Raw genomic sequence first — 23,373 nt, 5'->3', positions numbered from 1 at the left:
CTTCATACATAAAATAATATAGATTCTATTTTTGTTTTAACCTCATAGACATGATTATAGTTACGCTTCATCAGGATAACAATGTCCTACTTACCTGATTCAAGCACTGAAAAATAGCAGGTAGCTTCAACTGTAGTCAACACTCTTCTATTACTGTTTTATATGCCTCCCAAAAAACCGACACCACAAAAAAACAATAGTCTTAAAGTGAACGATACAAACAGCCCACGACTAGATTCACCTGTGGCCGATAAAACAACGATGATGGCCAATATCCTTGAAACAAAAAAAATTCCCATTATCGGACTCGGTGCCTCCGCTGGCGGCCTAGATGCTTTGAAAGCATTCTTCAGTGAGGTTCCTGCAGACTGTGGTATGGCTTTTATCATCGTGGTTCACTTGACACCCGACCAGCCAACGATGTTACCCGAGCTCCTGGAGCACTCGACACCCTTGCCTGTGGAAATTGCCAAAGACAATGCACCTGTTGAAGTGAACCATGCCTACGTTATTCCACCAGGTAAGGACCTCGCTCTTTTTTCTGGAAAGATTCAACTTTTGGAGTCATCACACCATATTCCCCACCTTCCAGTAGATTTCTTTTTAAAATCACTGGCTCAGGATCAGGGCAATATGGCAGCAGCTATCATCCTTTCCGGCACGGGCACCGATGGTACCAGGGGGCTACGTGAAATCAAAGCTGCAAACGGTTTAACGCTGGCACAGGATATACAATCGGCAGGCTATGACGGTATGCCTCGAAGCGCTGTCAGCACCGGCCTCGTAGACATGATATTGGCTCCTCAAAATATGTATCTTCGCTTGCGCCAATACTTTACTCTCACGTCAAGAACAAACCAACAGCAGGCCGATTTTGACTCTGAATATATACCAAGTGACTGGCTGAATAAAATATATGCTATTCTACGCAATCAGATTGGTTATGACTTTTCGATGTACAAGACCAACACCATCAGTCGGCGTATCAGTCGACGCATGGGCCTAAACCAGATAGCTTGTATAAAAGATTACACCCGCCACCTTCAGGAAAACAGCAGTGAAGTTGATGCCCTTTTTAGAGAATTATTAATAGGAGTGACCTCTTTCTTTCGAGATCCAGGCTCGTTCGATATGCTCAGAGAAAAAGTATTGCATGCTCTTTTTGCAGAGATGGAGGAAAACACAATTTTTCGTGCCTGGGTCCCAGGATGCTCCACTGGCGAGGAAGCATATTCACTGGCTATTCTTCTTCATGAATTTCTGAATTCTCATCCCAAACGGATTAGCCTGCAAATTTTCGGAACAGACCTGGCCGGGTTCTCAATAGATAAAGCTCGAGAAGGTTATTTTCCTGAAAGCATCAGTTTAGATGTGAGCCCGGAACGTCTAAAACGTTTTTTTATCAAAGAGGCACAAGGCTATCGTATCCGTAAGGAAATCAGAGAGTCTATTATTTTTTCCGTACAAAATGTTCTCAAAGACCCCCCTTTTTCAAAGTTGAATCTGGTTTGTTGTCGTAACGTATTAATTTACTTCAACACAGAAGCCCAAAAAAGACTATTACCCCTCTTCCATTACACCTTGCTTCCCAATGGTATATTGATGCTCGGATCATCGGAATCCATTGGCGGCTATACTAATCTTTTTGAGACATTGGATCACAAGTGGAAAATCTTTCGGCGTAAGGAAGTTCCGGAACCGTTACGACAGCAAATTGATTTTCCAGCAGGATCCCAAACCCGTGAACAACCAAGAACAAGAGCATCTGTTCCCACACCTTCAACCAACAACATGATCCAGGTAACTCAAAAGGCTATTCTCGATCAGTTTGCCCCAACTGCAGTCCTTATAGAGAGGGACGGTACCATTCTCTATAATCACGGTCGTGTCGGTATGTACCTGGAGCCCCCCAGTGGCCCCCCTACCTTGAACATCTTGAATCAAGCACGGAAAGGGTTGGGGATAGAGCTCTCGTCCGCGCTACGTGCTGCCAATGTTTCGGGAAAATGTATACTCAGGAAAAATGTTGCAGTTCAAACTAATGATGATGTCAAAATGATCAACCTTCATGTCTGTCCACAAAAAGCCCCGAAAGAACTTACTGGCCGATTTCTCGTTGTCTTTGAGGACATCCCCTCCCCCCCTGCAAATGCAAATACCGACCAGAAAGAAAGCATGGCTGGAGTCGCAAGGATCGCAGAGTTGGAAAAGGAGCTCCAGTTCACCAGAGAAAACCATCAGACTACGGTAGAAGAACTTGAATCATCAAACGAGGAACTTAAATCAACTAACGAGGAGCTCCAGTCATCAAATGAAGAACTCCAGTCATCAAATGAAGAGCTAGAATCATCCAGAGAAGAGCTCCAATCGTTGAACGAGGAGGTCCAGACTGTTAACGCCGAGCTGCAGAGCAAGCTCGAGGAACTTTCCTTGATCTATGATGATATGCGCAATCTGTTGAACAGTATCGAAGTTGCCACCATCTTTGTGGACATTGACATGCGAGTACGACGCTTCACTCCAGAAGCCACTACCATAGTCAATCTCATTGAGACAGATATTGGTCGCCCTTTAGAACACGTCGCTACAAATATTTCTTATGACGGGATGATTACTGACATTGAAGAGGTTCTCGAAAATTTAACCACAAAAGAGCGTGAAGTGCAGACCATGAACGGTACTTGGTACAACATGCGCATTATACCCTATCGAACTACCGACAACCGTATTATTGGTGCTGTTCTCACCTTTGTCTGTATTGATGACCAGAAAAAAAACCAGGAACAGCTCACTCTCCTTGCCCGTAAGGAGGCAAACTCCCAAGAAATTGTACGAAAGGTCTTTGACATGAATACAGCTTCCCTGGCAGTGGTCGATGATACGGGTAAAATCATCATAGCTAATACGGTATTCTCCAATATCTTCGGGGTTGCTCAAGAAGATCTCGAAAGCAAGTCACTTTTCTCGCTGAAGGGTAATATTTTTAAACATGCAGACCTATTAGCTCACCTGACAGAAGCATGCGCAAAGCGGCAGGATTTTGTTTTAAAAAATGTACGTCTTTACACGCCGAAAGGGCAGATGCAAACCACCATTACAGGTCGAATTATCCACAATATTGAGAAGAAGCCCAACTGGACCCTTCTGAGTTTCACCAAAGGAAAAGTTGTAAAAAAAAGCTCAGGAGAGTAAAATTATCTTATAAGTGAGTTTTCCTCTCACTCTACGGCACAAGCCAAAGGGGCAAGGCCATGAGACAATCAGGCTATCCAGAGAAGTTTGAAAAGCTTCGCGAACAGGCGGAAAATCTCCTGCGCCTCCACCTTCCTGCGAATTCTACGACACCAACAGATCTGTCAGAGATTATTCATGAACTCAACGTCCATCAGGTAGAACTGGAGATCCAGAACAGGGAACTGCAACGATCTCAATATGAGTACGCACAACTGCATAAGGAATTCTCAGCACTCTACGAATTTGCTCCTTTCGGCTATGTTACTGTCAATGCCAAGCAGATCATAAGTCGTGCAAATCTTGCTGCTGTTCAGTTATTAGGGGGATCAAGAAACCAGATTCAGAGATCTGGATTCACCAATTACATTGACGATGACCACAATGTTCTGGCCTTCACTCGCGCAAGGCTCAGGGCAGTTGAAACAGGTGAAAAACAGAGCGTTGAAGTGAGACTCAAGCACAAACCTGATGCGCCTCGCTGGGTAAGGCTTGATATTGAAGCAAAGACTGCCGACGTTGAGACTCCTACGGGGTTACGGATTACACTCGTGGACATCACCCCCCAGAAGCAGGCAGCAAAAAAACACCTCCAGGCAAAACAAGAGTGGGAGAAGACTTTTGATGCTATCAACGATGTTATCACTATCCAAGACACAGAGATGCGAATTGTACGTGCCAACAAGGCTGCGTATGAAACTTTTCAAATTGATCCAGAAGCGTTAGGTGGAAGATTCTGCTACGAGATCTTCCGAGAAAGGGACACTCCATGCCCTGACTGTCCTGTTGTTAAGACCATTGGCGATGCAAAAAGTCACAATGCGAATATCTTATATAAAAATCTCGACAAAACTTTTCATGTCAGCAGCGCTCCTGTTCTCGATTCAAATGGTCATATCAAACGCATTGTCCATATTGCCAAAGATATAACCAGCCAGAAAAAAGTGGAAAAAAAACTCTTCCAAACAAGCAAGATGGAAGCAATCGGAACTCTTGCTGGAGGCGTAGCCCATGATTTTAATAATATCCTTACAGTCATTATGGGCTATTCTGAGTTGATTAAATATGCCATTCCTCCAGATCAGAAGAGAACTAATGGATATATTGATTATGTAATATCTGCCTCAACAAGAGCGAAAGAATTAATACAGCAAATTCTCACCTTCAGCCGCACAGGGAATGAAAAAAAGGCCCCCTTTAACCTTTCTGAAGTCATAATAGAGGGGCTGAATCTTTTACACGCCTCCGTGCCGTCAACGGTAGTATTATGTGAAGAGATAGATGTCGACGCTGGCTATATAATGGGCGATGAGACCAAGATTCAACAGGTCCTGATAAATCTTTGCATAAACGCTGTCCAGGCTATGGCTGATGAAAAAGGTACCCTTACCATCAAACTTAAGCAGGTGATGCTGACTAAAAAAGAGTTGCCTGACCAGGAAAATTTCTTTCCCGGGCCGTTTATTGAGCTTTCGGTGAGCGATACGGGGCAGGGGATTGATCCTAAGATCATTGAAAAGATATTTGACCCTTATTTCACCACCAAGAAATTTGGACAGGGAAGTGGATTAGGACTCTCCCTTGTCCATGGAGTTGTGCTGAGTAGTGGGGGATTTATCAAGGTGAAAAGTGAGCTTGGCAGTGGGACTACATTTGAAATTTTTTTTCCTGTCATTCAAATGCAAACAAAACCAATTGCAGAGCAAATAGACAAAGAAGAACAGGTTGCAGGAAGCAGTGAGTGCATTCTGGTTGTTGATGACGAAAAAATCATTGTTGATCTGTACAAGATGGTACTGGAGACTCAGGGATATACGGTTATCGGCCACTGCAACAGTGAAAAAGCATTGGACGAAATACGAAGGTCCCCTGACCGTTTTGCTCTTGTCATCACCGACCAGACAATGCCTCACCTTTCAGGCGTTGATTTTTCCAAAAAGATACTGGAATTACGACCTGAAATACCGATCATTCTTTGCACCGGATACAGTAACATGGTTTCAAAAGACACTGCTACAGAAATCGGAATCACCGATTTTCTGATGAAACCCATACGTGCGAAGGTATTAACACACACTGTCCAAGAGATTTTAAACAAACGTAAAGCTTGAATTGTTTTTATTCTTTTTTCCTTCTGCCATGAGAATGTGGGGAAAGGCTAAACCGCGATCTAATTCTTCCTCTCCCCCTACCCTACCGCAGCAAGTATACGTCGTAGAGAGATTGTGGGTGTCCTGTCGGTTACCAGTCTACTCATGACGAATCTCCTGCTGTACTGGAATATGGTGTTGAGTCTGTAACTGTGCTCCGCAGCAGCATCCCTGCCCGGTTGAACAACCAGCGTGTTGCTCGCCATGCATGCTCTTCTTCCCCCGGCTATAGATCATCAGCCAGGAAAAAAGAGAGATCGCGACAAAGGTGACAACAAAAAGAAGGGTAAAGGCTACCATAGTCCTAGCCTCCAAAATCATCAAAATGAATATTTTCTTTTTCCACGCCTAGATTATCCAGCATGTCCAGCACAGCTGAAACCATCATTGGAGGGCCGCACATGTAATAGTTGATATCTTCCGGTGCTGGATGATCTTTCAGATACGAATCAAACAGAACCTGGTGGATAAAACCTACCTTGCCATCCCAGTTATCCTCGGGAAGTGGGTCAGACAAGGCAACGTGAAATTCAAAATTATCGTGCTCCCTGGCGATTTCTTCGAATTCTTCTGCATAAAAAACTTCCTGCATACTGCGACCGCCGTACCAAAAAGAGACCTTCCGTTTGGTGTTGCGGGCTTTAAAAAGCTCAAAAATATGCGACCGCAGTGGTGCCATTCCGGCGCCGCCACCGATATAAATCATCTCCGAATCACTCTCTTCAATGAAAAAATCACCATATGGTCCTGATATGGTTACCGCATCACCTTCTTTTAAATTAAAGATATAGGAAGAAGCCTGCCCGGGAGGAATCCCAAGAGGTCCACGGGGTGGAGGACTGGCAATACGGACATTGAGTTTTATGATCCCTTCTTCCCCCGGATAGTTTGCCATGGAGTAGGCGCGTGTCACAGGAACACTGACATTGGACTTGTATTGAAACATTTTGAATTTAGTCCAGTCTCCCAGGAATTTTTCATCTATGTCAAAAGTCTTGTACGACAATTCATAAGGAGGGACCTCAATCTGAATGTATCCGCCGGGCTTAAAATCTACCTTCTCCCCCTCCGGCAGTTGCAACACCAGCTCTTTGATAAATGTTGCCACATTGCGGTTGGAGGCCACCACGCACTCCCATTTTCTGGTCTCCAACATTTCGGTGGGTACCTTGATTGTTAAATCTCTTTTTACCGGTACCTGGCAGGACAAACGCATACCTTTTTTTGCCTCAGCCCTGCTGATGGCATTCAGTTCAGTTGGCAGAATCTGACCGCCTCCATCCTCGACCATGCAGCGACACTGCCCGCAACTGCCGCCACCACCGCATGCAGAGGAAAGAAAAATTCCCTGCTCGGCAAGAGTGGAAAGCAGTTTACCCCCGGGTTGCACTTCCAGTTCCTTTTCTCCATTCACTGTTATGGTAATCTGACCACTGGGTAAAAGAACCTTCTTAGCCGTAACAATCAAAGTTACCAAAACAAGTTGAATGCTCAGAAAACAGAGCACAGCAAAAATGATTTCAACCATAACACATTCTCCCGGTCCAATCAGGAAAGAGCAACAGAGCTGTTCTGTATCCGTATGCTTGCATACAGTCTATTAGCCCGGATTAAAAGCCCGCCAACCCCATAAATGCCAATGCAATAAGCCCTGCACAGATAAAGGTTGTGCCAAGGCCTCTCAACGCTGCAGGCGGATCAGCATACTCCAGCTTTTCCCGCACCCCTGCCAATAATACAACCGCCAGAAAAAAGCCTCCTCCGGCTCCAAAGCCATAGGCTACACTTTCAGCAAACGTATAATCACGTTCCACCATAAATAAGGTTCCGCCAAGGATTGCACAGTTCACTGTCAGCAATGGCAAAAAAATTCCCAATGTTGCGTGCAAGGCGGGAATAAATCTGTCCAGGACCATTTCCAAAATCTGTACGATAGCTGCTATTATACCGATATATGTCAATAACCCGAGGAAAGCCAAATCAAGATCCGGTTGCCCAGCCCACGCCAGAGCACCCTGTTTAAGCACTGTATTGAGCAGCAGGTTATTTACCGGAACAGTAATGACCATGAGAAACATTACTGCACTGCCAAGTCCCACAGCTGATTTCACCTTTTTAGAAATGGCCAGAAAGGTGCACATTCCCAGAAAAAAGCTCAGAGGCAGATTTTCAATAAACAAAGAACGGATAATTATCTCAAAGTAGTGCGCCATCAGTCTTTCTCCACCTGAACGGGATCTATTGTCCGTAGTATCCAGATAAGTATTGCGATCAGAAAAAACGCGCTTACAGGTAAAATAAACAGTCCATTACGAATGTACCAGCCCCCGTTTGAAACCAACGGCAACACCTCATAGCCGAACAGCGTACCGGACCCAAACAGTTCTCGTACAAAGGCAACGCTCATCAGTACAAAGCTGTACCCCAATCCATTACCTATGCCGTCCAGGAAACTGCTCATTGGAGGATTGGACATGGCAAAGCCTTCTGCACGTCCCATAACAATGCAGTTGGTGATAATCAGGCCTACAAAAATTGAGAGCTGCTTGGAGAGGTCATAGAAAAATGCTTTGAGTACCTGGTCAACCAGGATAACCAAAGTAGCGATAACAGTAATTTGCAGGCCAATGCGCACAGAGTTTGGAATTTGATGCCGGACAATTGAGATGATACAGCTTGAGCAGGCAACAACCAGGGTAACACAGATAGACATGACCAGAGCTGTCGCCATTTGTGATGTAACGGCCAGCGCCGAACATATTCCCAAGACCAGCAGTGCAATGGGATTGCGCTCAATAATGGAGCGAAGCAGAAGATCTCGTTTTCTATCAGCCATTAAAACCTCCCTGTGCCTGAATTCTGTCAATAAACGGCTTGAAACCATGTTCTCCAAACCAGAAGTGCATGAGGTCGTTTACTCCCATCGATGTCATGGTTGCACCTGACAGACCATCCACCTCAAATGCAGCTTCTTCCCCTGTAGCCGTTGATTCACCCTTGAGCACGCTGAAACGAACGGTATCGCTTTTATCATAGACTTTCTTTCCAGACCAGCTAGCCTGCCATTTTGGATTTTCAATTTCACCGCCAAGCCCCGGCGTTTCTCCATGTTCATAAAAGCTGATACCCTGTATGGTATTGAGATCAGCATCCAGGGCCACATAGGCAAACATGGTTGACCAGAGCCCTTTTCCGCGTACCGGCAAGACCACCTGCTGTATGTTCTGCCCATCCTTAATCAGATATACCAGAGAATATTTTTCAATCCTGGACAGCCCAGCCTTGTCTGTTCCGGGGGATAATTGACGACCATATTCTTCTGTAAAGGCAGCTTTTCTCTGATTATACTCACCGGGAGCAAGCACCTGTTCACTGACAAACTCACCACTAACCAGGTCAACAATCCTGGTTTCCACCTTCTCAAACTGTTTATCCACAGGAATTTCAGCTGAATAAATCCCAGCTGCCCGCAAAATATTTTTTCGCTGATCCAACTGCTTGTTTGCCTCTTGAAAAGGCCTTAAACCCACCGCAGCACCGCTGACCAGCAATGAACAGAAAAAAGCCAAGACAAGCACGGAGTAAAAGGGTTTTAAAGGATGTTCTTCAGCCATGACGTACCGCCCTTCGTTGTATATGAGCTTGAATCACACAATAGTCAAGGAGTGGGGCCAACACATTACCAAGTAAAATAGCCAACATAACGCCTTCAGGATACGCCGGGTTAAGTACCCGGATGAGAATGGCCATAATTCCTATAAAGGCACCATATAACCATTGCCCGACCTGTGTCTGTGAAGCGGAGACAGGGTCAGTGGCCATAAAGGTGAGTCCAAAGGCAAATCCTCCCATAACCATATGATAATGAGGAGGAATCTCCAACAGAGGATTTGAGCCTGAAGGTAGCACAAAGAGGACACTGGCCATCACTATCCCACCGAGAAACATGGAAAGCATGATCCGCCAGGAGGCAATACCTGCTACAAGCAGAATGGCGACTCCGAGCAAACAGGCCAGGGTGGATGTCTCTCCCATGGAACCCGGTATATTACCAAGAAAGAGCTGCCAGAAACCATATCCGGCACTCTCCGTCCCCTGCTGAACAATTCCGCCAGCTGCTGCGCTGATCGGTGTCGCCCCGGTAAATCCGTCCACGGCTGTCCAGACCTTGTCACCGGTCAGCTGGGCAGGATAGGCAAAAAAGAGAAAAGCCCTGGAAACCAGAGCAGGATTCATAAAGTTACGCCCTACTCCGCCAAACACCTCCTTGGCAAAGACGATACCAAAACTAATGCCAAGGGCTACCTGCCATAGAGGTACGGTAGGAGGAAGCGTCAGGGGAAACAACAGGCTCGTGACCAGAAAAGCCTCTGAAAATTCATGCCCCCGGATGATGTTGAAAAGAGACTCCCAGATGCTTCCCACCACAAGGGTTACCAGATATATTGGCAGAAAATACAGTGCGCCGTGGATGCAGTTGGAGAAGAGGGACTGAGCGTCGCAACCTCCCGCCCATTCCATAATCACACCCCGCCAGCCTTCAGGTGAGGATATGCCCATCTGCTGCAAACCAAGATTAGCCTGGTAGCCTGTATTCCAGAGGGCCATAAACGTACAGGGAATCAAGGCAATGAGCACGGTGATCATTATACGCTTATAATCCACAGCATCCCGTATGTGCGGTGCTGTCTTTGTCGTTCTACTGCTGTGAAACAGAAAGGAGTCAATGGCCTCATAAAAAGGATACCATCGTTCAAGGGGGCCGCCTTTTGTGAACCTGCTTCCGAATTTTTCTAACAGATTACTCAGTATTTTCATGGGACACTCTTTTGCAAACCCGTGTGTATTACAGGTATCTTACGCTAAGGACACTGGACAGACACTAGCCAGTGAAGCGCTCTTCAAAGTACACGTTATTCTCCACGCTCAATGGAACGAAGTACCTCCCTGAGCATGGGACCAAACTCATTTTTTCCAGGACACACAAAGGAACAAAGCGCCAGGTCCTCTTCAACAAGTTCCAGGCATCCCAATGCTGCAGATTTTTCGGTATCCCGAATAGCGAGACTCTTCAGCAAGGGTAATGCCATGATATCCAGAGGCATGACCCGGTCATATACATCCAGGGGATAAATCGCCCTGTCCCCTCCCCAGACCGCCGTGATAAAAGGCAACATCTTTGCCTGTCGGGAAAAGGCTGAAGCAAACAGCCGTGTGACGGAAAATCTCTTTGTTCCAGGTGCCATCCAGCCAAAGAGTGACCTTCCGCTGCCTTCTTTCACCACAGAGACCTGACGATGATACCTCCCCAGGTAGCCGGTGTACACACTGTCTGGCCGACCGTCCAGGACAGAACCGGACAGAAGGCGTTGTCCCTGTTTGTCCACAAGCTCGTCCATGCATAACTCCTGCAGACAGGCACCCTGAAAGGTTCTCACCAGAGATGGATTGCTGAAGTTCTCACCTCCCAGAGCAACGATTATTTCAGTACGAATCTCCCCCTTCAAAAACAGATGCCCCAAGGATATGACATCGTGATAATCCAAAAGCCAAACCTCTTTTCCCTCATGAACAGGATCAATGTAATGAATATGGGTTGAAGGGAGACCGGCAGGGTGTGGTCCGCTGAACTGCCAACAGCTTATCAGCTCCGTCTCGGTAACAGCCGCGGAAGTCTTTTCCGAACTGCAGATATGTACCGGCACCCCAAGCATCGCCACAAGTACCTCTAATCCTAGACGGAACTCTTCTTCATGCCCGGATACAACCACTGCCGGATCTACGCCCAATGGCTGGCTGTCCATACTATTTACAAAAACCGACGACGGTGTGGCTGTACAAGCAGGTATCTTTCCATACGGCCTGGTTCTGAAAGCGGTCCACAGACCTGAATCAAACAATGCCTGACGAATTTCTTCAGGACTCATCCCTGCAGGTTGTTTTTCGGTAAGATGGCTGAAAGATACGGCATCCTCACCATCCAATTCAATAACCAGGCTTTCAAACTTACGTTTGGCACCACGATGAATGGATTGCACAACCCCACACCCTGGGGCTGTAAACGAAAAACCAGGATTTTTCTTATCTGTAAAAACGGGTTGCCCAAGTTGTACCCGATCACCTTCCCGCACAAGCATAGAAGGCTTCAGGTCAATAAAATCATCCCCTACCAGGGCAACATGAGCAATCCGGTTCCCTTCGCGAATTTCCTGACGGGGAGCCCCCTCCAGGGGCAAATCCACGCCTTTTGTGATGGTAATGGTATTCATATCATGCCTGGAAACCAGTTGTACGATATTGACGGAGATCTTTTCCTATCAGCAAGGCCTCGCAATCTGGGAGGGAGGCGAGGATATCCATACTTCTTTCCGGACCCATGACCATGGCAGCTGTTGCCAGAGCGTCAGCCTTGGCCACCGAAGGAGCGGTAACTGTTGCACTGGCAAGTTCAGGAGGTGAAATACCCGTACGGGGATCCAGAATATGATGATGCCTCATATCTTTGCTGAAATACTGCATATAATCCCCTGAAGTAGCCACGGCAAGAGATCGGTTTGTTTCGATGGCCACCATTTTTCCCGGATGTTCAGGCCTTGGGTTTCGAACTCCGATACGCCATGGTCGTCTGCCTGGTTTTTGCCCAGATACCATGAGATCACCACCAGCCTCCACATAAATGTTGCTAAAGCCTGCGGCCTGCAGAGTGGCAACGCCCTGATCAACAATATACCCCTTGCCAATGCCATCCAGAGTTATCCCCATTCCAGGTTTGGAAAAACGTATCTGTTCTGACGAACTTACCACCCGGTGGTATCCCACCAGCTCAAGGGCTTTCTGAAAAGCTGAAGTATTCACGGGCTGTTTACTCTGGTACAATTGCAAAAGTGGGAGTACGGTTACGTCAAAAGCACCTTCGGTAAGCCCTGAAATATCCGCCGCCAGGGAGAGTACTTCTCGCAGGTCCATGCCAGGATGGTCAATAACTCCAGAACTATTTAACCGTGATAAATCGCTGCCATCCATGAACCGGCTAAGAAAGCCCTCTATCTGCTCCATGCGATCAAGCGTCTTTTCAATGCCATTATAACAGGCATCCCGGTCAGGTCCGCAGACTATCAGGCTGATTTGCGTTCCCATTAATGTTCTGACTTCTCTGACAACATGCGCCCTGGCGTCATGCGGTATAAATGTCCAGCCGCATACTGCACCGGCAGTCCCTGCCACTGCAGCAATCTGTAAAAAAGTACGTCTGGTATAGCGGACTCTTTGCGATATAGGCTTTTCCATCTGATAACACCTCTTATATGAACATGTCGTATCTGTTATACAAAACCACCACGTGACACATTAAAAATACAAAACAGATAGCTTACAAAAACAAATATATACTGTTGCAACAGGCTTTTTAGCGGAAATACCGTTATATTCGGCATTCCAGGTAAAAGATAGTTATTTTCTTCTCTCTATACTGCCATGCAAGTGGTGTTCCGATTTCTCCACAATACCTGTAAAACAGGCGGAGAGTTCACCATGTGATTTCATTGTTGTAAAGACGGATTCGGCAAAAGCGAATACAGGAGCACCATAATGTGCAAATTCTCGAAGCTTTTCGACAGATTCAAGGTATTGTTGTTCGTTTATGGCATTCTTGAAGCGTAGAAACAACACCAGCATCAATGTGTTGAAATGGGGTATGTGCGTTTTTTTAGCCTGACGTAGAATATACTTATCTTCTGAGATAACAGCCAGACCATGAGTTTGTGCTGCGATTAGAACAGCATTGTCAGTATCTGCAGCGACAACGTCCAATCTACGTACTGCTACAGGAAGTGGAAGGAAAAACTCTTTACATACCTGCGGGAGGACATACAACTTCGTTCGAGAAGCTGTGAGCGCTAACAAGAACAATCTTTGCAGATAAATAAGACTGGATGTGTCCACGACTCCTCCATCGAATTCTTTGAGCTCTTGAATGGTCAAATCAATATTCATTGGGTGTCATGCCGTTATATGATACGTAGTACTATAGAGTAACTTGTATTTCAACGCTATTTTATTATTCATTTTTTTCAGGAGTTGCCATGGATTTACAACTGCAAATCGACCAAGATCGTTGTACAGGGTGTGGCATGTGTGTTGACGACTGTCCCTATGCCATATTACAGATGATGAATGAACAACCCTGTGTGGATGAGGAGAAGGCTGATCAATGTATCAGGTGCCAGCACTGCCTTGCCATCTGTCCTACTGGTGCGTTATCTGTCTTTGGTATATCCCCTGACGATTCCATAGATCTTCACAACAACCTGCCAACACCCATGCAGGTTGAAACCTTGCTTCGGGGCAGACGATCGGTTCGCAGGTACTCTTCCCGTCCACTGTCACAGGCAACAATACAAAAACTCCTGACAGTGGCAGGCAATGCCCCCACAGGAGTCAATAACCGCCAGTTTCTGTTTACTCTGGTCGAGGATCAGGCTGTGATGGAACAGATCAGACAGCAGACCATTGCAGGAATTCGTAAACAGGCGGAAGCAGAACAACTCCCCCAGGGGTTGGAATTTTTCGCAGGTATTATCCGGGCATGGGACAGTGGCAATGACATTCTCTTCCGTAAGGCCCCGCACATGTTGATTATTTCTTCCCCAAAAAACGGTCCTTCTCCTGAGGCGGACTGTTACATAGCCCTGACGTATTTTGAAATTATGGCGGCCTCAATGGGCGTTGGAACGCTGTGGGACGGCCTTGCCAAGTGGGCTTTTACTTCAATTCTTCCGGAAACCCCTGCAAAACTGGGTATACCCGATGACCACATGCTCGGATATGTCATGCTGTTTGGCAAACCGGCTGTCAAGTATCATCGCACTGTACAGCGAGACACAGTGGGTATTCGGAAAGTCACTGCTTTTTGATAAGGGGCAGCGTAAAGATACATTAGAATTGACACATGAAAAATTCCGGCTGACAACCTGCCTGGGGTAAATATTTTTTTACAATTTGCACCAGGCGATATGTTTTTGCACAAAGGGAGAACATGTAACAGAAATCACTACGATTCCTTCATTATCAAGCCATCGGCATGCTACACATAAAGCAGAATCACCCATTGACCAGCCTCCTTTCATGCGATATTCTATATATATACCTGAACGTCCATTGGGGCGGTTCGAAAGTTCTGAGGCTGCACCTCATGCAAAAATTAGGGGTAAGAAGAAATACTTACCAACATTCGCGCACCGGGTAGTCACGGATTCGGGTATGGAGCAAGAAGGATACATGGAGGTACCTGATGGAAATAAACAGTGCAACGTCAGCAGGACGTGAAATTATCATGAATAGAGCTGAAGACAGCCAGCAAAACCTCCAGAGAACCGAGGAAAAAGCTGATATGTCACGTGAGCAGGGGAAAAGCCCGGAGCGTCCTGAGACAGAGAGGGTAACCGGTGTGGGGACCCAGCGAATTGACACCTATGCATAAGAACAAAGGACCGGTGACACACGAGGTATTACCGGTCCTTCACTGGCTGAGAGACGACAGCACATCCGGGAAATGCCTTGCACCCATCCTTGCCGCTCATGCCGCTCACAGAGCGCGCAACACCTTAAAAATAGGCATATTCAACCGAAACGCCCGGTAATATAATCTTCCGTCAACCGATGCCTTGGATTGGTGAAAACCTGGTCAGTCGGGTTCACTTCTATTAACCTTCCCAAATGAAAATACGCTGTGCGCTGGGAAATGCGTGCAGCCTGTTGCATATTGTGAGTTACAATCACAATTGTGTAATGTTCCCGTAGTTCAGTTATCAAATCCTCAACTGTTGCAGTGGCAATGGGATCCAGCGCAGAACAGGGCTCATCCATAAGAATCACCTCAGGCCGGACAGCCACTGCCCGTGCGATGCACAGACGTTGCTGCTGCCCTCCTGACAGTCCTGTCCCCGGCTGATCCAGGCGGTCACTGACCTCATCCCATAAACCCGCTTTTTTCAAAGAATCTTCCACAATATCCTGCAGCTCAAACCTGCTGTTGGTCAGTCCGTGGATTTTAGGTCCATAGGCAACATTTTCAAAAATTGACTTGGGAAAAGGATTAGGTTTTTGAAACACCATGCCGACCTGTGCTCGCAACGGCACGACATCTACACTTTTATCGTATATATTTCGTCCATCCAGCAGAATTTCTCCGGTTACCCGGCAGATATCTACAGTATCATTCATTCTGTTCAAACAGCGAAGAAAAGTGGATTTGCCGCAACCTGATGGCCCAATCATGGCAAGGACTTCATGTTCAGCCACATCCAGAGAGACGTTGCTGATGGCCTGTTTCTCACCATAGTATACATTGACATCGCGGCAAACCATACGGGGGGCATCGACAAACGGAGCGCCAACGGTCTGACTATCATCCTCACGGGAGAGAGCCTTTGTCACTTCCTGCTCATGTACCTGTTTGCCAACTCCAAAGGTATCTGCCATATCAATTACCGTATCCATCGCCATTTTCAAACCTTGCCATATGCATCGCCGGATCTTTCCTGTACGGAAGGATCCGGCATATTATCAATATCTACTATAACGCAGGTTGATCACATCATCAGTAGAAAGTTATTACATGTTCAACGGAGCCAGTTCTTTTGCTGCTTCAGCAAAAGATTTCCGTTCTTCAGCAGGTGCAGGAATCAATCCTTTTTCTGCAAGATATCCGTCTTCACCCCAGGCGCGATCTGCCGTGAATTCAGCAAGATACTCTTCCATCCCGGGAATCACACCAACATGGGCCTTTTTTACATAAAAATACAATGGCCGGGAGACGGGATATTTGCCATCTGCAATATTTTCAAAAGTCGGTGCTTCACCTTCAACCAGAGACCCTTGGATTTTGTCCGTATTCTGATCCAGAAAACTGAAACCGAAGATACCAAGGCTTGCAGGATTTGCCTCAAGCTTCTGTACGATCAGGTTATCGTTTTCACCAGCTTCTATATACGCTCCATCTTCCCGTACAGTGTGACACACTGCCTTGAATTCACTCTTATCAGACTTTTTAAGAGATTTGATAAACCCATATTCGGAACACCCTTTCTCCATAACGAGTTCCACAAAGGCATCGCGAGTACCGGAAGTTGGCGGAGGACCAAGTACCTCGATAGCGGTATCAGGCAGTTCGCTGTTGACTTCCTTCCAGGTCTTGTAAGGATTTGCAACCAGCTGCTCTCCACCTTGTGGATCAGGAACCTGTTTGGCGAGGGCCAGGAACAATTCCTTTCTGGTCAGTTTCAACTGGGGAGCACTCTTTGCGTTGGCCACAACAATGCCGTCATATCCGACCTTAATCTCAACAATGTCCTTCACACCATTCTTCTGACAGCTCTCAAACTCGGATTTTTTAATCCTTCGCGAAGCGTTGGTGATATCCGGAGTATCTACCCCCACACCGGCGCAAAAAAGTTTCATACCACCGCCTGATCCTGTAGACTCAATTTTAGGCGTTTTAAACTTGCTCGTTTTACCAAACTGTTCGGCAACGGTGGTGGCAAAAGGATAGACGGTGGAAGATCCAACAATGGAAATGTAATCACGTCCGGCAGCCATAGAACTACCCGCTGCAGTACCAACCAGTAGAGTTGCCACTGCAAAAATACATGTTTTCTTCAACATAACTCGCTCCTGTAAAGATAAATAGAGATACAATTGATCATAACAAGATACAATGTATAGCCCGGCTCTATTTGAACAATGTTAAGAATAGGTATGATTATTGTTTTCCAATAATCTCCAACAACTACCAACGACGCTCAAACTTTCTACGCAGAAGCACAGCAGTACCATTCATCAAAATAAGAAAGGCAAGCAAAATCATGATGGCAGCGGATGTCCTCTCCACAAAGGCCCGTTCAGGAGAATCTGCCCATAAATAAATCTGTACGGGAAGTACTGTGGCCGGATCAGTTATTCCACCAGGTATATCAACGATAAATGCCACCATACCAATCATCAGCAGAGGAGCCGTCTCACCCAAGGCCTGGGCCATGCCGATAATGGTTCCTGTCATCATGCCGGGCATTGCCAAAGGGAGCACATGGTGGGTTATTGTTTGCAATTTTGACGCTCCAATCCCCAGTGCAGCTTCACGGATGGATGGCGGTACAGATTTTAAGGAAGCCCGGCTGGCAATAATTATGGTGGGCAATGTCATGAGGGTAAGAACCATGCCGCCGACCAAAGGTGCTGACCTGGGAAATCCGAAAAAGTTTAAAAACACTGCCAGGCCAAGGAGTCCAAAAACAATGGAAGGTACAGCTGCCAGATTGTTGATATTTACTTCCACAAAATCTGTCCATCTGTTTACAGGGGCAAACTCTTCAAGATAGACAGCTGCTGCAACCCCGATGGGAAATGAAAGAACAAGGGTGACCAACAAGGTAAAAAAAGATCCGGTCACAGCACCTTTGATGCCGGATAGCTCAGGCTCTCTGGAATCACCAGCAGTGAAAAAGGTCGTGTTAAACCTTCGCTCCAGACGATCTGAGTCCACCAGGCGATCAATCCAGGCCATCTGCTGATCGGATATCCTGCGCTCGGATTCCGGCACATTTCTAGGAATATATCCCTTGATAAACATGTCAACTTCATCGTCTGCCGGCACTCGCACCTCTACGGTCCGGCCAATAAGGCTGGGGTCCTTAATAATCATTTTCTGCAGTTGAAACGCCGCCCCTGAACTCACAAGACGATGCAGCATACGTTTGTCGCTTCGGCCTGTAACATCGGGGAACAAACCGGACATGGCATCCTTGACCAGTTTGGCATAATTTGCAGAGCGCAGATTACTGACATCCAGAATCTGTTTATCAAAATGAATATCAAGCACAATAACTGACTGACGAAATGCAGTATAACCATTCCCCACAATGGAACTGAACAGGATTACCAAAAACAGGAGGCTGATGACTACCGCTCCGATACCAAGCATCCTGAAGCGCTTTTCTTTGGCGTATCGTTTGGCCAGCCCGCTGTTCACCACCTGCATGGTTGAAGTATTTTCTGTTTTCATGATTCTATTCCGTTTCCCATGAAGGTTATTCGTATTCTTCGCGGTACTTGCGTACAACATACAGGGCGACCACATTCAACATGAGAGTAGTGACAAAAAGCAATAGACCAAGAGCAAAGGCCGCCAGTGTCTTGGGACTGTCAAACTCCTGATCCCCTACCAGCAAGGTTACGATCTGTACGGTTACCGTGGTCACAGCCTCCAGAGGATTGGCCGTAAGATTTGCAGACAGACCTGCTGCCATAACCACGATCATAGTCTCACCGATGGCCCGGGAAGCTGCCAGGAGAATGGAACCTACTATTCCGGGCAGTGCGGCGGGTATGATAACGTTTTTAATAGTTTCACTTTTTGTTGCACCGAGACCATACGAACCATCACGTAAAGACTGTGGTACGGCATTGATCACATCATCTGAAAGGGAAGAGACAAAGGGAATAATCATGATGCCCATAACCAGACCTGCGGCCAGTGCGCTTTCTGAAGACACAGACATTCCCATGGTTAGGCCCATATCCCGGATAAGAGGAGCTACAACCAATGCTGCAAAAAAGCCATAGACAACGGTGGGAACACCGGCAAGGATCTCAAGCAGAGGTTTGACAACAGCCCGCAGCTTCTTGCCTGCATATTCGGAAAGGTATATAGCAGACATCAGCCCAATGGGAACGGCTACGGCCAGGGCAATACCTGATATCATAAATGTCCCGGCAAAGACAGGCACAGCGCCGAAGCTGCCGGAACTTCCAGCCTGATCAGCCCTGATAGCCATCTGCGGACTCCATTTCAAGCCGAACAGAAAATCCCACAAAGGAACCTGCTGAAAAAAACGAATGGATTCAAACAGTACGGACAGGACAATGCCTACAGTGGTCAGTATGGCAACGGTGGAGCAAAGAATAAGAAGAATTTCCACAATTTGTTCTACGTGGTTTCTCGCCCGAAACTCAGGTTTAATGCGGGTATAAATCCAACATCCGGGGATCAGGGCAGCAATCAGCATGATTACCCCCAGAGCCATATGGCTTATGACACGTATATTCAGATAGCGCTCAACAGCCTGCTCAACCAACGGGTTTGCATCAACACGACTAACGACACCCGCCACCATATTGCGCATGTCATTAATCAACAAATTCTGTTCTGCAGGACTGAGATGGGGAGTATTGGCAAAAACATCCTGCATGGCAATGCCAGTAAGAATGAAATCGGAAAATAACTGCCACAGCAAAAAAATGAGAATAGCCGGTATAAAACACCACAATGCTGTGAGAACTCCATAATAATTGGGAAGCGAGTGGAGTCTCTGACTCTTTTCGGTAACAGAGGCAAAGGCCTTTTTCTTTCCCTGCCTATAGGCCAGGGCTGATATCCCCAGCAAAACGACTAAGAACAGGTTTGGTGACATAATAAACTCTCCATGCATGGTGTCTTAATGAAACTACATAGTATGGAGCCAGTATTAAACGACTATTCGAAAGAAGTTAGGATTTCATTAGACCGGTTGTCAGCCCGGAAAGAATATGCTTATTGTATTATTTCTGTACAGAGTGTTAACAGCACCTACAACATCAGTGACAGCATGAATGAATAGACCGGCCTTGCCCCGAATCCATAACTGAGCGATGCCTCTGGCATTATGAACAGTGGTTAGTGTCTGTCCAGAAATGAGGATTTTTGCTCAAGTTTAGGTAAGCGAGGAACGAGGCTCGGAAAAGACCATTGATGGACAGACATTCGTTAAGGTCGCGGGAAATAACACCTCTCCCAAAATTGCGCAGGATACAGACCCATTCTCATGACTTTCTCATTGGTTCCGCACTGACCGTATTGATCCGCGGAGACAGTCATGAGAATTAGATAACAAACCAACAAGGTTGGAGAATATCTTTTTTCCGAGCCCCTTATCTGGAATGCCTGGTGCTTCATGCTACAGGAAACACATATGCTCTTTTCTGTATTGTATAGAGTTATGATACACTGCATAGTAAGAAACAAAAAAATGATTATATCAGGATGTATGCCATGCGCATACCCTGGAAAACAAATATGCATAGTGCGGAGAGAAAGTTATGGGAAAATGTATTGGTGTTCTCACAGCCGGCGGTGACAGCCCTGGTTTAAATGCAGCCATTCGAGCCATAGGAAAAAGTGCCCTCAGCACATACGGTATGAGGGTGATAGGTTTTCGCGACGGCTTTCGTGGTCTTATGGAGAACAGGACAGTCCAACTTGAAGGCGACATTCTTTCCGGCATTCTGACCCTTGGCGGAACAATACTCGGTACCAGCAGAGATAAGCCTCACAAAATGCCCGTGGGCTCAAAAATGCAGGATATGACCGAAGTGATGATGGATAATTACGAACGTCATCACCTGGATGCACTCATCTGCATTGGCGGTGGAGGAACTCAAAAAAATGCCTACCGATTGTCCAAGTCAGGCATGAACATTATTACCCTGCCCAAAACCATTGACAATGATGTCGCACAAACCGATATCACATTTGGTTTTGATACTGCCCTGTCAATTGCTACGGACGCCATTGACAGGCTTCATTCAACAGCACACAGCCATCATCGCATCATCGTTGTTGAAATCATGGGGCACAACACGGGCTGGCTGGGACTCGGTGCCGGACTGGCCAGTGGGGCAGACGTTATCCTGATTCCGGAAATCCCCTATGATATCAATGTAGTGGCTGAAGCAATCCGTCGACGCCGCCATCGTGGTAAAAACTTTTCCATTGTGGCTGTTTCAGAAGGAGCGCTCTCAAAAGAAAACGCCAATAAATACAATGAACTGCTTGAAAAGAAACAAAAAGCCAAAAAGAATCAGGATGAAAAAAAACTCGGTAAAATAGCAGAATTACTCCAACAGTTCAAATCCTCACAAACCAACAACACCCTGCGTCTGACAAGCATGCTGGAAGAGTTGACGGGCCTGGAAAGCCGGCTCACCATACTGGGACACCTGCAGAGAGGAGGCACGCCAACAGCCGCAGATCGTATTCTGGCTACACGTCTGGGGACAGCTTGTGTGGATGCCATTGCAGCAAAAAAATTTGGCTGCATGGTCGCAGTTCGCGGGGAAACAACACAGCTGGTTCCTCTGGAGAAAGTAGTTGGAGTTCGTAAACTCATTCCCCAGAATCATCCCTGGGTCAAATCAGCACTGGAGACAGGTACCTGTCTCGGTCAGGAAACAAAATAAACCGCCCTGTACTAACGTCGTCGCATCAATGGCTCAATACGGCAGCATGGAACCATTGACGCGACGACGTTACCAAACCATTATCCCACGCATTTTTTGGATATTTATTATTTTCAGCGACCCTTAAACAGCTTCTCCCCCTCCACGAACAATTTCTCCCTCCACCAGGTAAATTATCTCTTCCGCAATGTTATTGGTTCTGTCCCCTATACGCTCCAAATGCCGGGCAATAAGGTAGAGGTTGACCAGGCCTGTTGCACCTGCAGTATTTCCGCCTTGAATTTCTGCAATAACCTCCCGGTATACCATATTACGCATACTGTCTACCTCTTCATCCATTACAAATAATTTGCGAGCCAGGGTGGCATCCTCTGTCACCAGCGCGTCAAGGCTGATTTTTAGCATTTCCAGGACTTGCTCAGCCATTGGCTGATAATCAAAACTGAAATTGACAGGGGTATGTTTCTGAATGGTGATTAAACGCTTGGTAATATTAATGGCAATATCAGCTATCCGCTCCAGCTCATTGTTGATTTTAATAATGGCAATAATCAGACGCAGATCACGGGCAACAGGTTGATGGAGCGCAAGAACTTTCAGACATTCTTCTTCTACTGCAATTTCCGCATCATCAATCTTCCAATCGGAATTCATCAGCTCCCGGGCTGCCTGTTCATCATATTTTCCAAGCAATGCACAGGCGTTACGCACCTGTACTTCAACCATTCCGCCAAGGTTGAGTATTCCCTTTTTCAGTTTGTCGATTTCCCTGTGGAAAAACATATGCCGACTCACGCACAGCCTCCTTTAGCTGAATCATTAAAGATACTATCGCAGCATATATATAAGCCGTAATCCATTGCCCCGCCGTTAGTTTTACGTTAGGATATCATTAATCTATTTCTTTTTTGTTGCAACAGCCTGACCACAGGGTAATCTGTTCTATGAAATAATCACCCTGTAATAAGGAGAAAAAAGTGGGAAAGAATCGCATCCTGGTTGTTGAGGATGATGCAGATATTCAACAATTAGTAAGTTACAACCTGATTAAGGCCGGTTACAACGTCAGTTGTGCTGACAGTGGAGAAGAAGCACTCCAGTACCTTGATAAAGAACCTATTGATGCCATTGTACTGGATTTGATGCTACCGGGCAAAGATGGCGTTGAAATATGTAACATAATACGCAGTCAGGAAAAAATTTGTTCCATCCCCATCGTCATGCTGACGGCGAAAAGTGAAGAAGACGATATTGTAGGCGGTCTGGGATCCGGTGCCGATGACTATGTCACCAAACCTTTCAGCCCCCGGGTCCTGCTTGCCCGTATAGAGGCTATTCTGAGAAGGAAACCTGCCCCTTCAACTGATCAGGCAACCGAAGACCAGCACGGAATCATTCGTCTGCATGGCATGGAAATTCATCCAGGCAGACATGAAGTCCGGGTCAATGGCGAAAAAGTCCACTTAACCATTACTGAGTTTACTATCCTCTCCCTGCTTGCAGCCAGACCTGGCTGGGTGTTTTCCAGACAACAGATCATTGACCATGTGCGTGGATATGACTACATGATCACACCTCGAGCTGTGGATGTACAGATTTTTGGGCTACGTAAAAAACTCGAAGATACAGGCGATTACATAGAAACAGTTCGTGGCATTGGATATAGAATGAAAGAAACTGACTGAAACTTCTGACAGACCTATACACTCTATCCTGTCATCGT

General features: G+C 46.4%; 20 protein-coding genes. 6 read left to right on the top strand and 14 right to left on the bottom strand.

Annotated features, from left to right (window positions below; all coding sequences use genetic code 11):
• Positions 1–162 precede the first annotated feature (162 nt).
• Positions 163–3,192, top strand: coding sequence for a chemotaxis protein CheB (locus G493_RS27115; protein WP_084813348.1), 3,030 nt, complete (start codon positions 163–165; stop codon positions 3,190–3,192).
• Positions 3,193–3,251: 59 nt separating this feature from the next.
• Complete coding sequence (locus tag G493_RS31625; protein ID WP_051308895.1) at positions 3,252–5,342, top strand: PAS domain-containing hybrid sensor histidine kinase/response regulator; 2,091 nt, start codon at positions 3,252–3,254, stop codon at positions 5,340–5,342.
• 138 nt (positions 5,343–5,480) lie between these two features.
• Here the strand turns inward: G493_RS31625 and G493_RS0100300 are convergent, their stop codons facing one another.
• The 9 genes from G493_RS0100300 to G493_RS0100260 all read right to left on the bottom strand — a co-directional run bounded on the left by G493_RS0100300 (position 5,481) and on the right by G493_RS0100260 (position 13,373).
• Positions 5,481–5,681, bottom strand: a complete 201-nt coding sequence (locus G493_RS0100300; RefSeq protein ID WP_028578758.1) for a hypothetical protein — start codon at positions 5,679–5,681, stop codon at positions 5,481–5,483.
• A gap of 4 nt (positions 5,682–5,685) precedes the next feature.
• Positions 5,686–6,909 carry an NADH:ubiquinone reductase (Na(+)-transporting) subunit F gene (nqrF, locus tag G493_RS0100295; RefSeq protein ID WP_028578757.1) on the bottom strand — a complete coding sequence of 408 codons (1,224 nt, stop codon included), beginning with the start codon at positions 6,907–6,909 and terminating at the stop codon, positions 5,686–5,688.
• 82 nt (positions 6,910–6,991) lie between these two features.
• A complete protein-coding gene (gene nqrE / locus G493_RS0100290) occupies positions 6,992–7,594 on the bottom strand; it encodes an NADH:ubiquinone reductase (Na(+)-transporting) subunit E (RefSeq protein WP_028578756.1) in 603 nt (200 codons plus the stop codon).
• Complete coding sequence (locus G493_RS0100285; protein ID WP_028578755.1) at positions 7,594–8,217, bottom strand: NADH:ubiquinone reductase (Na(+)-transporting) subunit D; 624 nt, start codon at positions 8,215–8,217, stop codon at positions 7,594–7,596. Before G493_RS0100285 ends, nqrE begins: the two co-directional genes overlap by 1 nt.
• Entirely contained in the window at positions 8,210–8,995 is a 786-nt protein-coding gene (locus G493_RS0100280; RefSeq protein ID WP_028578754.1) for a Na(+)-translocating NADH-quinone reductase subunit C, read from the bottom strand. Before G493_RS0100280 ends, G493_RS0100285 begins: the two co-directional genes overlap by 8 nt.
• Positions 8,988–10,199, bottom strand: coding sequence for an NADH:ubiquinone reductase (Na(+)-transporting) subunit B (locus G493_RS0100275; RefSeq protein WP_028578753.1), 1,212 nt, complete (start codon positions 10,197–10,199; stop codon positions 8,988–8,990). Before G493_RS0100275 ends, G493_RS0100280 begins: the two co-directional genes overlap by 8 nt.
• Positions 10,200–10,294: 95 nt before the next feature.
• The gene (locus G493_RS0100270) at positions 10,295–11,650 is read right to left on the bottom strand and encodes a Na(+)-translocating NADH-quinone reductase subunit A (protein ID WP_028578752.1); all 1,356 of its coding nucleotides are present in this window, start codon (positions 11,648–11,650) and stop codon (positions 10,295–10,297) included.
• 1 nt (position 11,651) lies between these two features.
• Entirely contained in the window at positions 11,652–12,668 is a 1,017-nt protein-coding gene (locus G493_RS0100265; protein ID WP_051308894.1) for an FAD:protein FMN transferase, read from the bottom strand.
• A 162-nt stretch (positions 12,669–12,830) separates the two neighbouring features.
• Complete coding sequence (locus G493_RS0100260) at positions 12,831–13,373, bottom strand: hypothetical protein (RefSeq protein WP_028578750.1); 543 nt, start codon at positions 13,371–13,373, stop codon at positions 12,831–12,833.
• A gap of 89 nt (positions 13,374–13,462) precedes the next feature.
• On the opposite strand from G493_RS0100260, the gene G493_RS0100255 reads away from it, so the two are divergent.
• Both G493_RS0100255 and G493_RS0100245 read left to right on the top strand, forming a co-directional pair.
• Positions 13,463–14,293 carry a nitroreductase family protein gene (locus G493_RS0100255; RefSeq protein ID WP_028578749.1) on the top strand — a complete coding sequence of 277 codons (831 nt, stop codon included), beginning with the start codon at positions 13,463–13,465 and terminating at the stop codon, positions 14,291–14,293.
• 377 nt (positions 14,294–14,670) lie between these two features.
• Positions 14,671–14,859: a hypothetical protein gene (locus tag G493_RS0100245; RefSeq protein ID WP_028578748.1), complete on the top strand. Its 189-nt coding sequence runs from the start codon at positions 14,671–14,673 to the stop codon at positions 14,857–14,859.
• Positions 14,860–14,999: 140 nt separating this feature from the next.
• Here the strand turns inward: G493_RS0100245 and pstB are convergent, their stop codons facing one another.
• The 4 genes from pstB to pstC all read right to left on the bottom strand — a co-directional run bounded on the left by pstB (position 15,000) and on the right by pstC (position 19,846).
• Complete coding sequence (gene pstB, locus G493_RS0100240; protein ID WP_232363698.1) at positions 15,000–15,746, bottom strand: phosphate ABC transporter ATP-binding protein PstB; 747 nt, start codon at positions 15,744–15,746, stop codon at positions 15,000–15,002.
• A 246-nt stretch (positions 15,747–15,992) separates the two neighbouring features.
• Positions 15,993–17,042 (bottom strand): PstS family phosphate ABC transporter substrate-binding protein, encoded by a 1,050-nt coding sequence (locus G493_RS0100235; protein ID WP_028578746.1) that lies wholly within the window; start codon positions 17,040–17,042, stop codon positions 15,993–15,995.
• Between the two features lie 124 nt (positions 17,043–17,166).
• Positions 17,167–18,438, bottom strand: a complete 1,272-nt coding sequence (gene pstA / locus G493_RS0100230; RefSeq protein WP_028578745.1) for a phosphate ABC transporter permease PstA — start codon at positions 18,436–18,438, stop codon at positions 17,167–17,169.
• Between the two features lie 25 nt (positions 18,439–18,463).
• Entirely contained in the window at positions 18,464–19,846 is a 1,383-nt protein-coding gene (gene pstC, locus G493_RS0100225) for a phosphate ABC transporter permease subunit PstC (RefSeq protein WP_028578744.1), read from the bottom strand.
• A gap of 664 nt (positions 19,847–20,510) precedes the next feature.
• Between pstC and G493_RS0100220 the strand changes: the two genes are divergently transcribed.
• Complete coding sequence (locus G493_RS0100220) at positions 20,511–21,650, top strand: 6-phosphofructokinase (protein WP_028578743.1); 1,140 nt, start codon at positions 20,511–20,513, stop codon at positions 21,648–21,650.
• 123 nt (positions 21,651–21,773) lie between these two features.
• On the opposite strand, the gene phoU is transcribed toward G493_RS0100220, so the two are convergent.
• Complete coding sequence (gene phoU, locus G493_RS0100215; RefSeq protein WP_028578742.1) at positions 21,774–22,445, bottom strand: phosphate signaling complex protein PhoU; 672 nt, start codon at positions 22,443–22,445, stop codon at positions 21,774–21,776.
• Between the two features lie 182 nt (positions 22,446–22,627).
• Here phoU and G493_RS0100210 point away from each other — a divergent pair, with 182 nt between their 5' ends.
• Positions 22,628–23,335: a response regulator transcription factor gene (locus G493_RS0100210; protein ID WP_028578741.1), complete on the top strand. Its 708-nt coding sequence runs from the start codon at positions 22,628–22,630 to the stop codon at positions 23,333–23,335.
• The last annotated feature ends 38 nt before the right edge of the window (positions 23,336–23,373 follow it).

Origin of the sequence: Desulfogranum japonicum DSM 18378 (genome assembly GCF_000429945.1) — a bacterium.
Classification (GTDB): Bacteria; Desulfobacterota; Desulfobulbia; order Desulfobulbales; family Desulfobulbaceae; genus Desulfogranum; species Desulfogranum japonicum.
The sequence above is the reverse complement of the archived record's forward strand: the minus strand, read 5'-3'. Positions and strand labels throughout refer to the sequence as shown.

Bases quoted from the DNA above. Each gene is read 5' to 3' on its own strand.
- G493_RS0100245 (WP_028578748.1), top strand. From the start codon at position 14,671: ATGGAAATAAACAGTGCAACGTCAGCAGGACGTGAAATTATCATGAAT.
- pstB (WP_232363698.1), bottom strand. From the start codon at position 15,746: ATGGTTTGCCGCGATGTCAATGTATACTATGGTGAGAAACAGGCCATC.
- G493_RS0100270 (WP_028578752.1), bottom strand. From the start codon at position 11,650: ATGAATACCATTACCATCACAAAAGGCGTGGATTTGCCCCTGGAGGGG.
- G493_RS0100265 (WP_051308894.1), bottom strand. From the start codon at position 12,668: ATGGAAAAGCCTATATCGCAAAGAGTCCGCTATACCAGACGTACTTTT.
- G493_RS0100300 (WP_028578758.1), bottom strand. From the start codon at position 5,681: ATGGTAGCCTTTACCCTTCTTTTTGTTGTCACCTTTGTCGCGATCTCT.
- G493_RS0100280 (WP_028578754.1), bottom strand. From the start codon at position 8,995: ATGGCTGAAGAACATCCTTTAAAACCCTTTTACTCCGTGCTTGTCTTG.
- pstC (WP_028578744.1), bottom strand. From the start codon at position 19,846: ATGTCACCAAACCTGTTCTTAGTCGTTTTGCTGGGGATATCAGCCCTG.
- G493_RS31625 (WP_051308895.1), top strand. From the start codon at position 3,252: ATGAGACAATCAGGCTATCCAGAGAAGTTTGAAAAGCTTCGCGAACAG.
- G493_RS0100235 (WP_028578746.1), bottom strand. From the start codon at position 17,042: ATGTTGAAGAAAACATGTATTTTTGCAGTGGCAACTCTACTGGTTGGT.
- G493_RS27115 (WP_084813348.1), top strand. From the start codon at position 163: ATGCCTCCCAAAAAACCGACACCACAAAAAAACAATAGTCTTAAAGTG.
- G493_RS0100255 (WP_028578749.1), top strand. From the start codon at position 13,463: ATGGATTTACAACTGCAAATCGACCAAGATCGTTGTACAGGGTGTGGC.
- G493_RS0100285 (WP_028578755.1), bottom strand. From the start codon at position 8,217: ATGGCTGATAGAAAACGAGATCTTCTGCTTCGCTCCATTATTGAGCGC.
- G493_RS0100275 (WP_028578753.1), bottom strand. From the start codon at position 10,199: ATGAAAATACTGAGTAATCTGTTAGAAAAATTCGGAAGCAGGTTCACA.
- G493_RS0100260 (WP_028578750.1), bottom strand. From the start codon at position 13,373: ATGAATATTGATTTGACCATTCAAGAGCTCAAAGAATTCGATGGAGGA.
- G493_RS0100220 (WP_028578743.1), top strand. From the start codon at position 20,511: ATGGGAAAATGTATTGGTGTTCTCACAGCCGGCGGTGACAGCCCTGGT.
- nqrF (WP_028578757.1), bottom strand. From the start codon at position 6,909: ATGGTTGAAATCATTTTTGCTGTGCTCTGTTTTCTGAGCATTCAACTT.
- pstA (WP_028578745.1), bottom strand. From the start codon at position 18,438: ATGAAAACAGAAAATACTTCAACCATGCAGGTGGTGAACAGCGGGCTG.
- nqrE (WP_028578756.1), bottom strand. From the start codon at position 7,594: ATGGCGCACTACTTTGAGATAATTATCCGTTCTTTGTTTATTGAAAAT.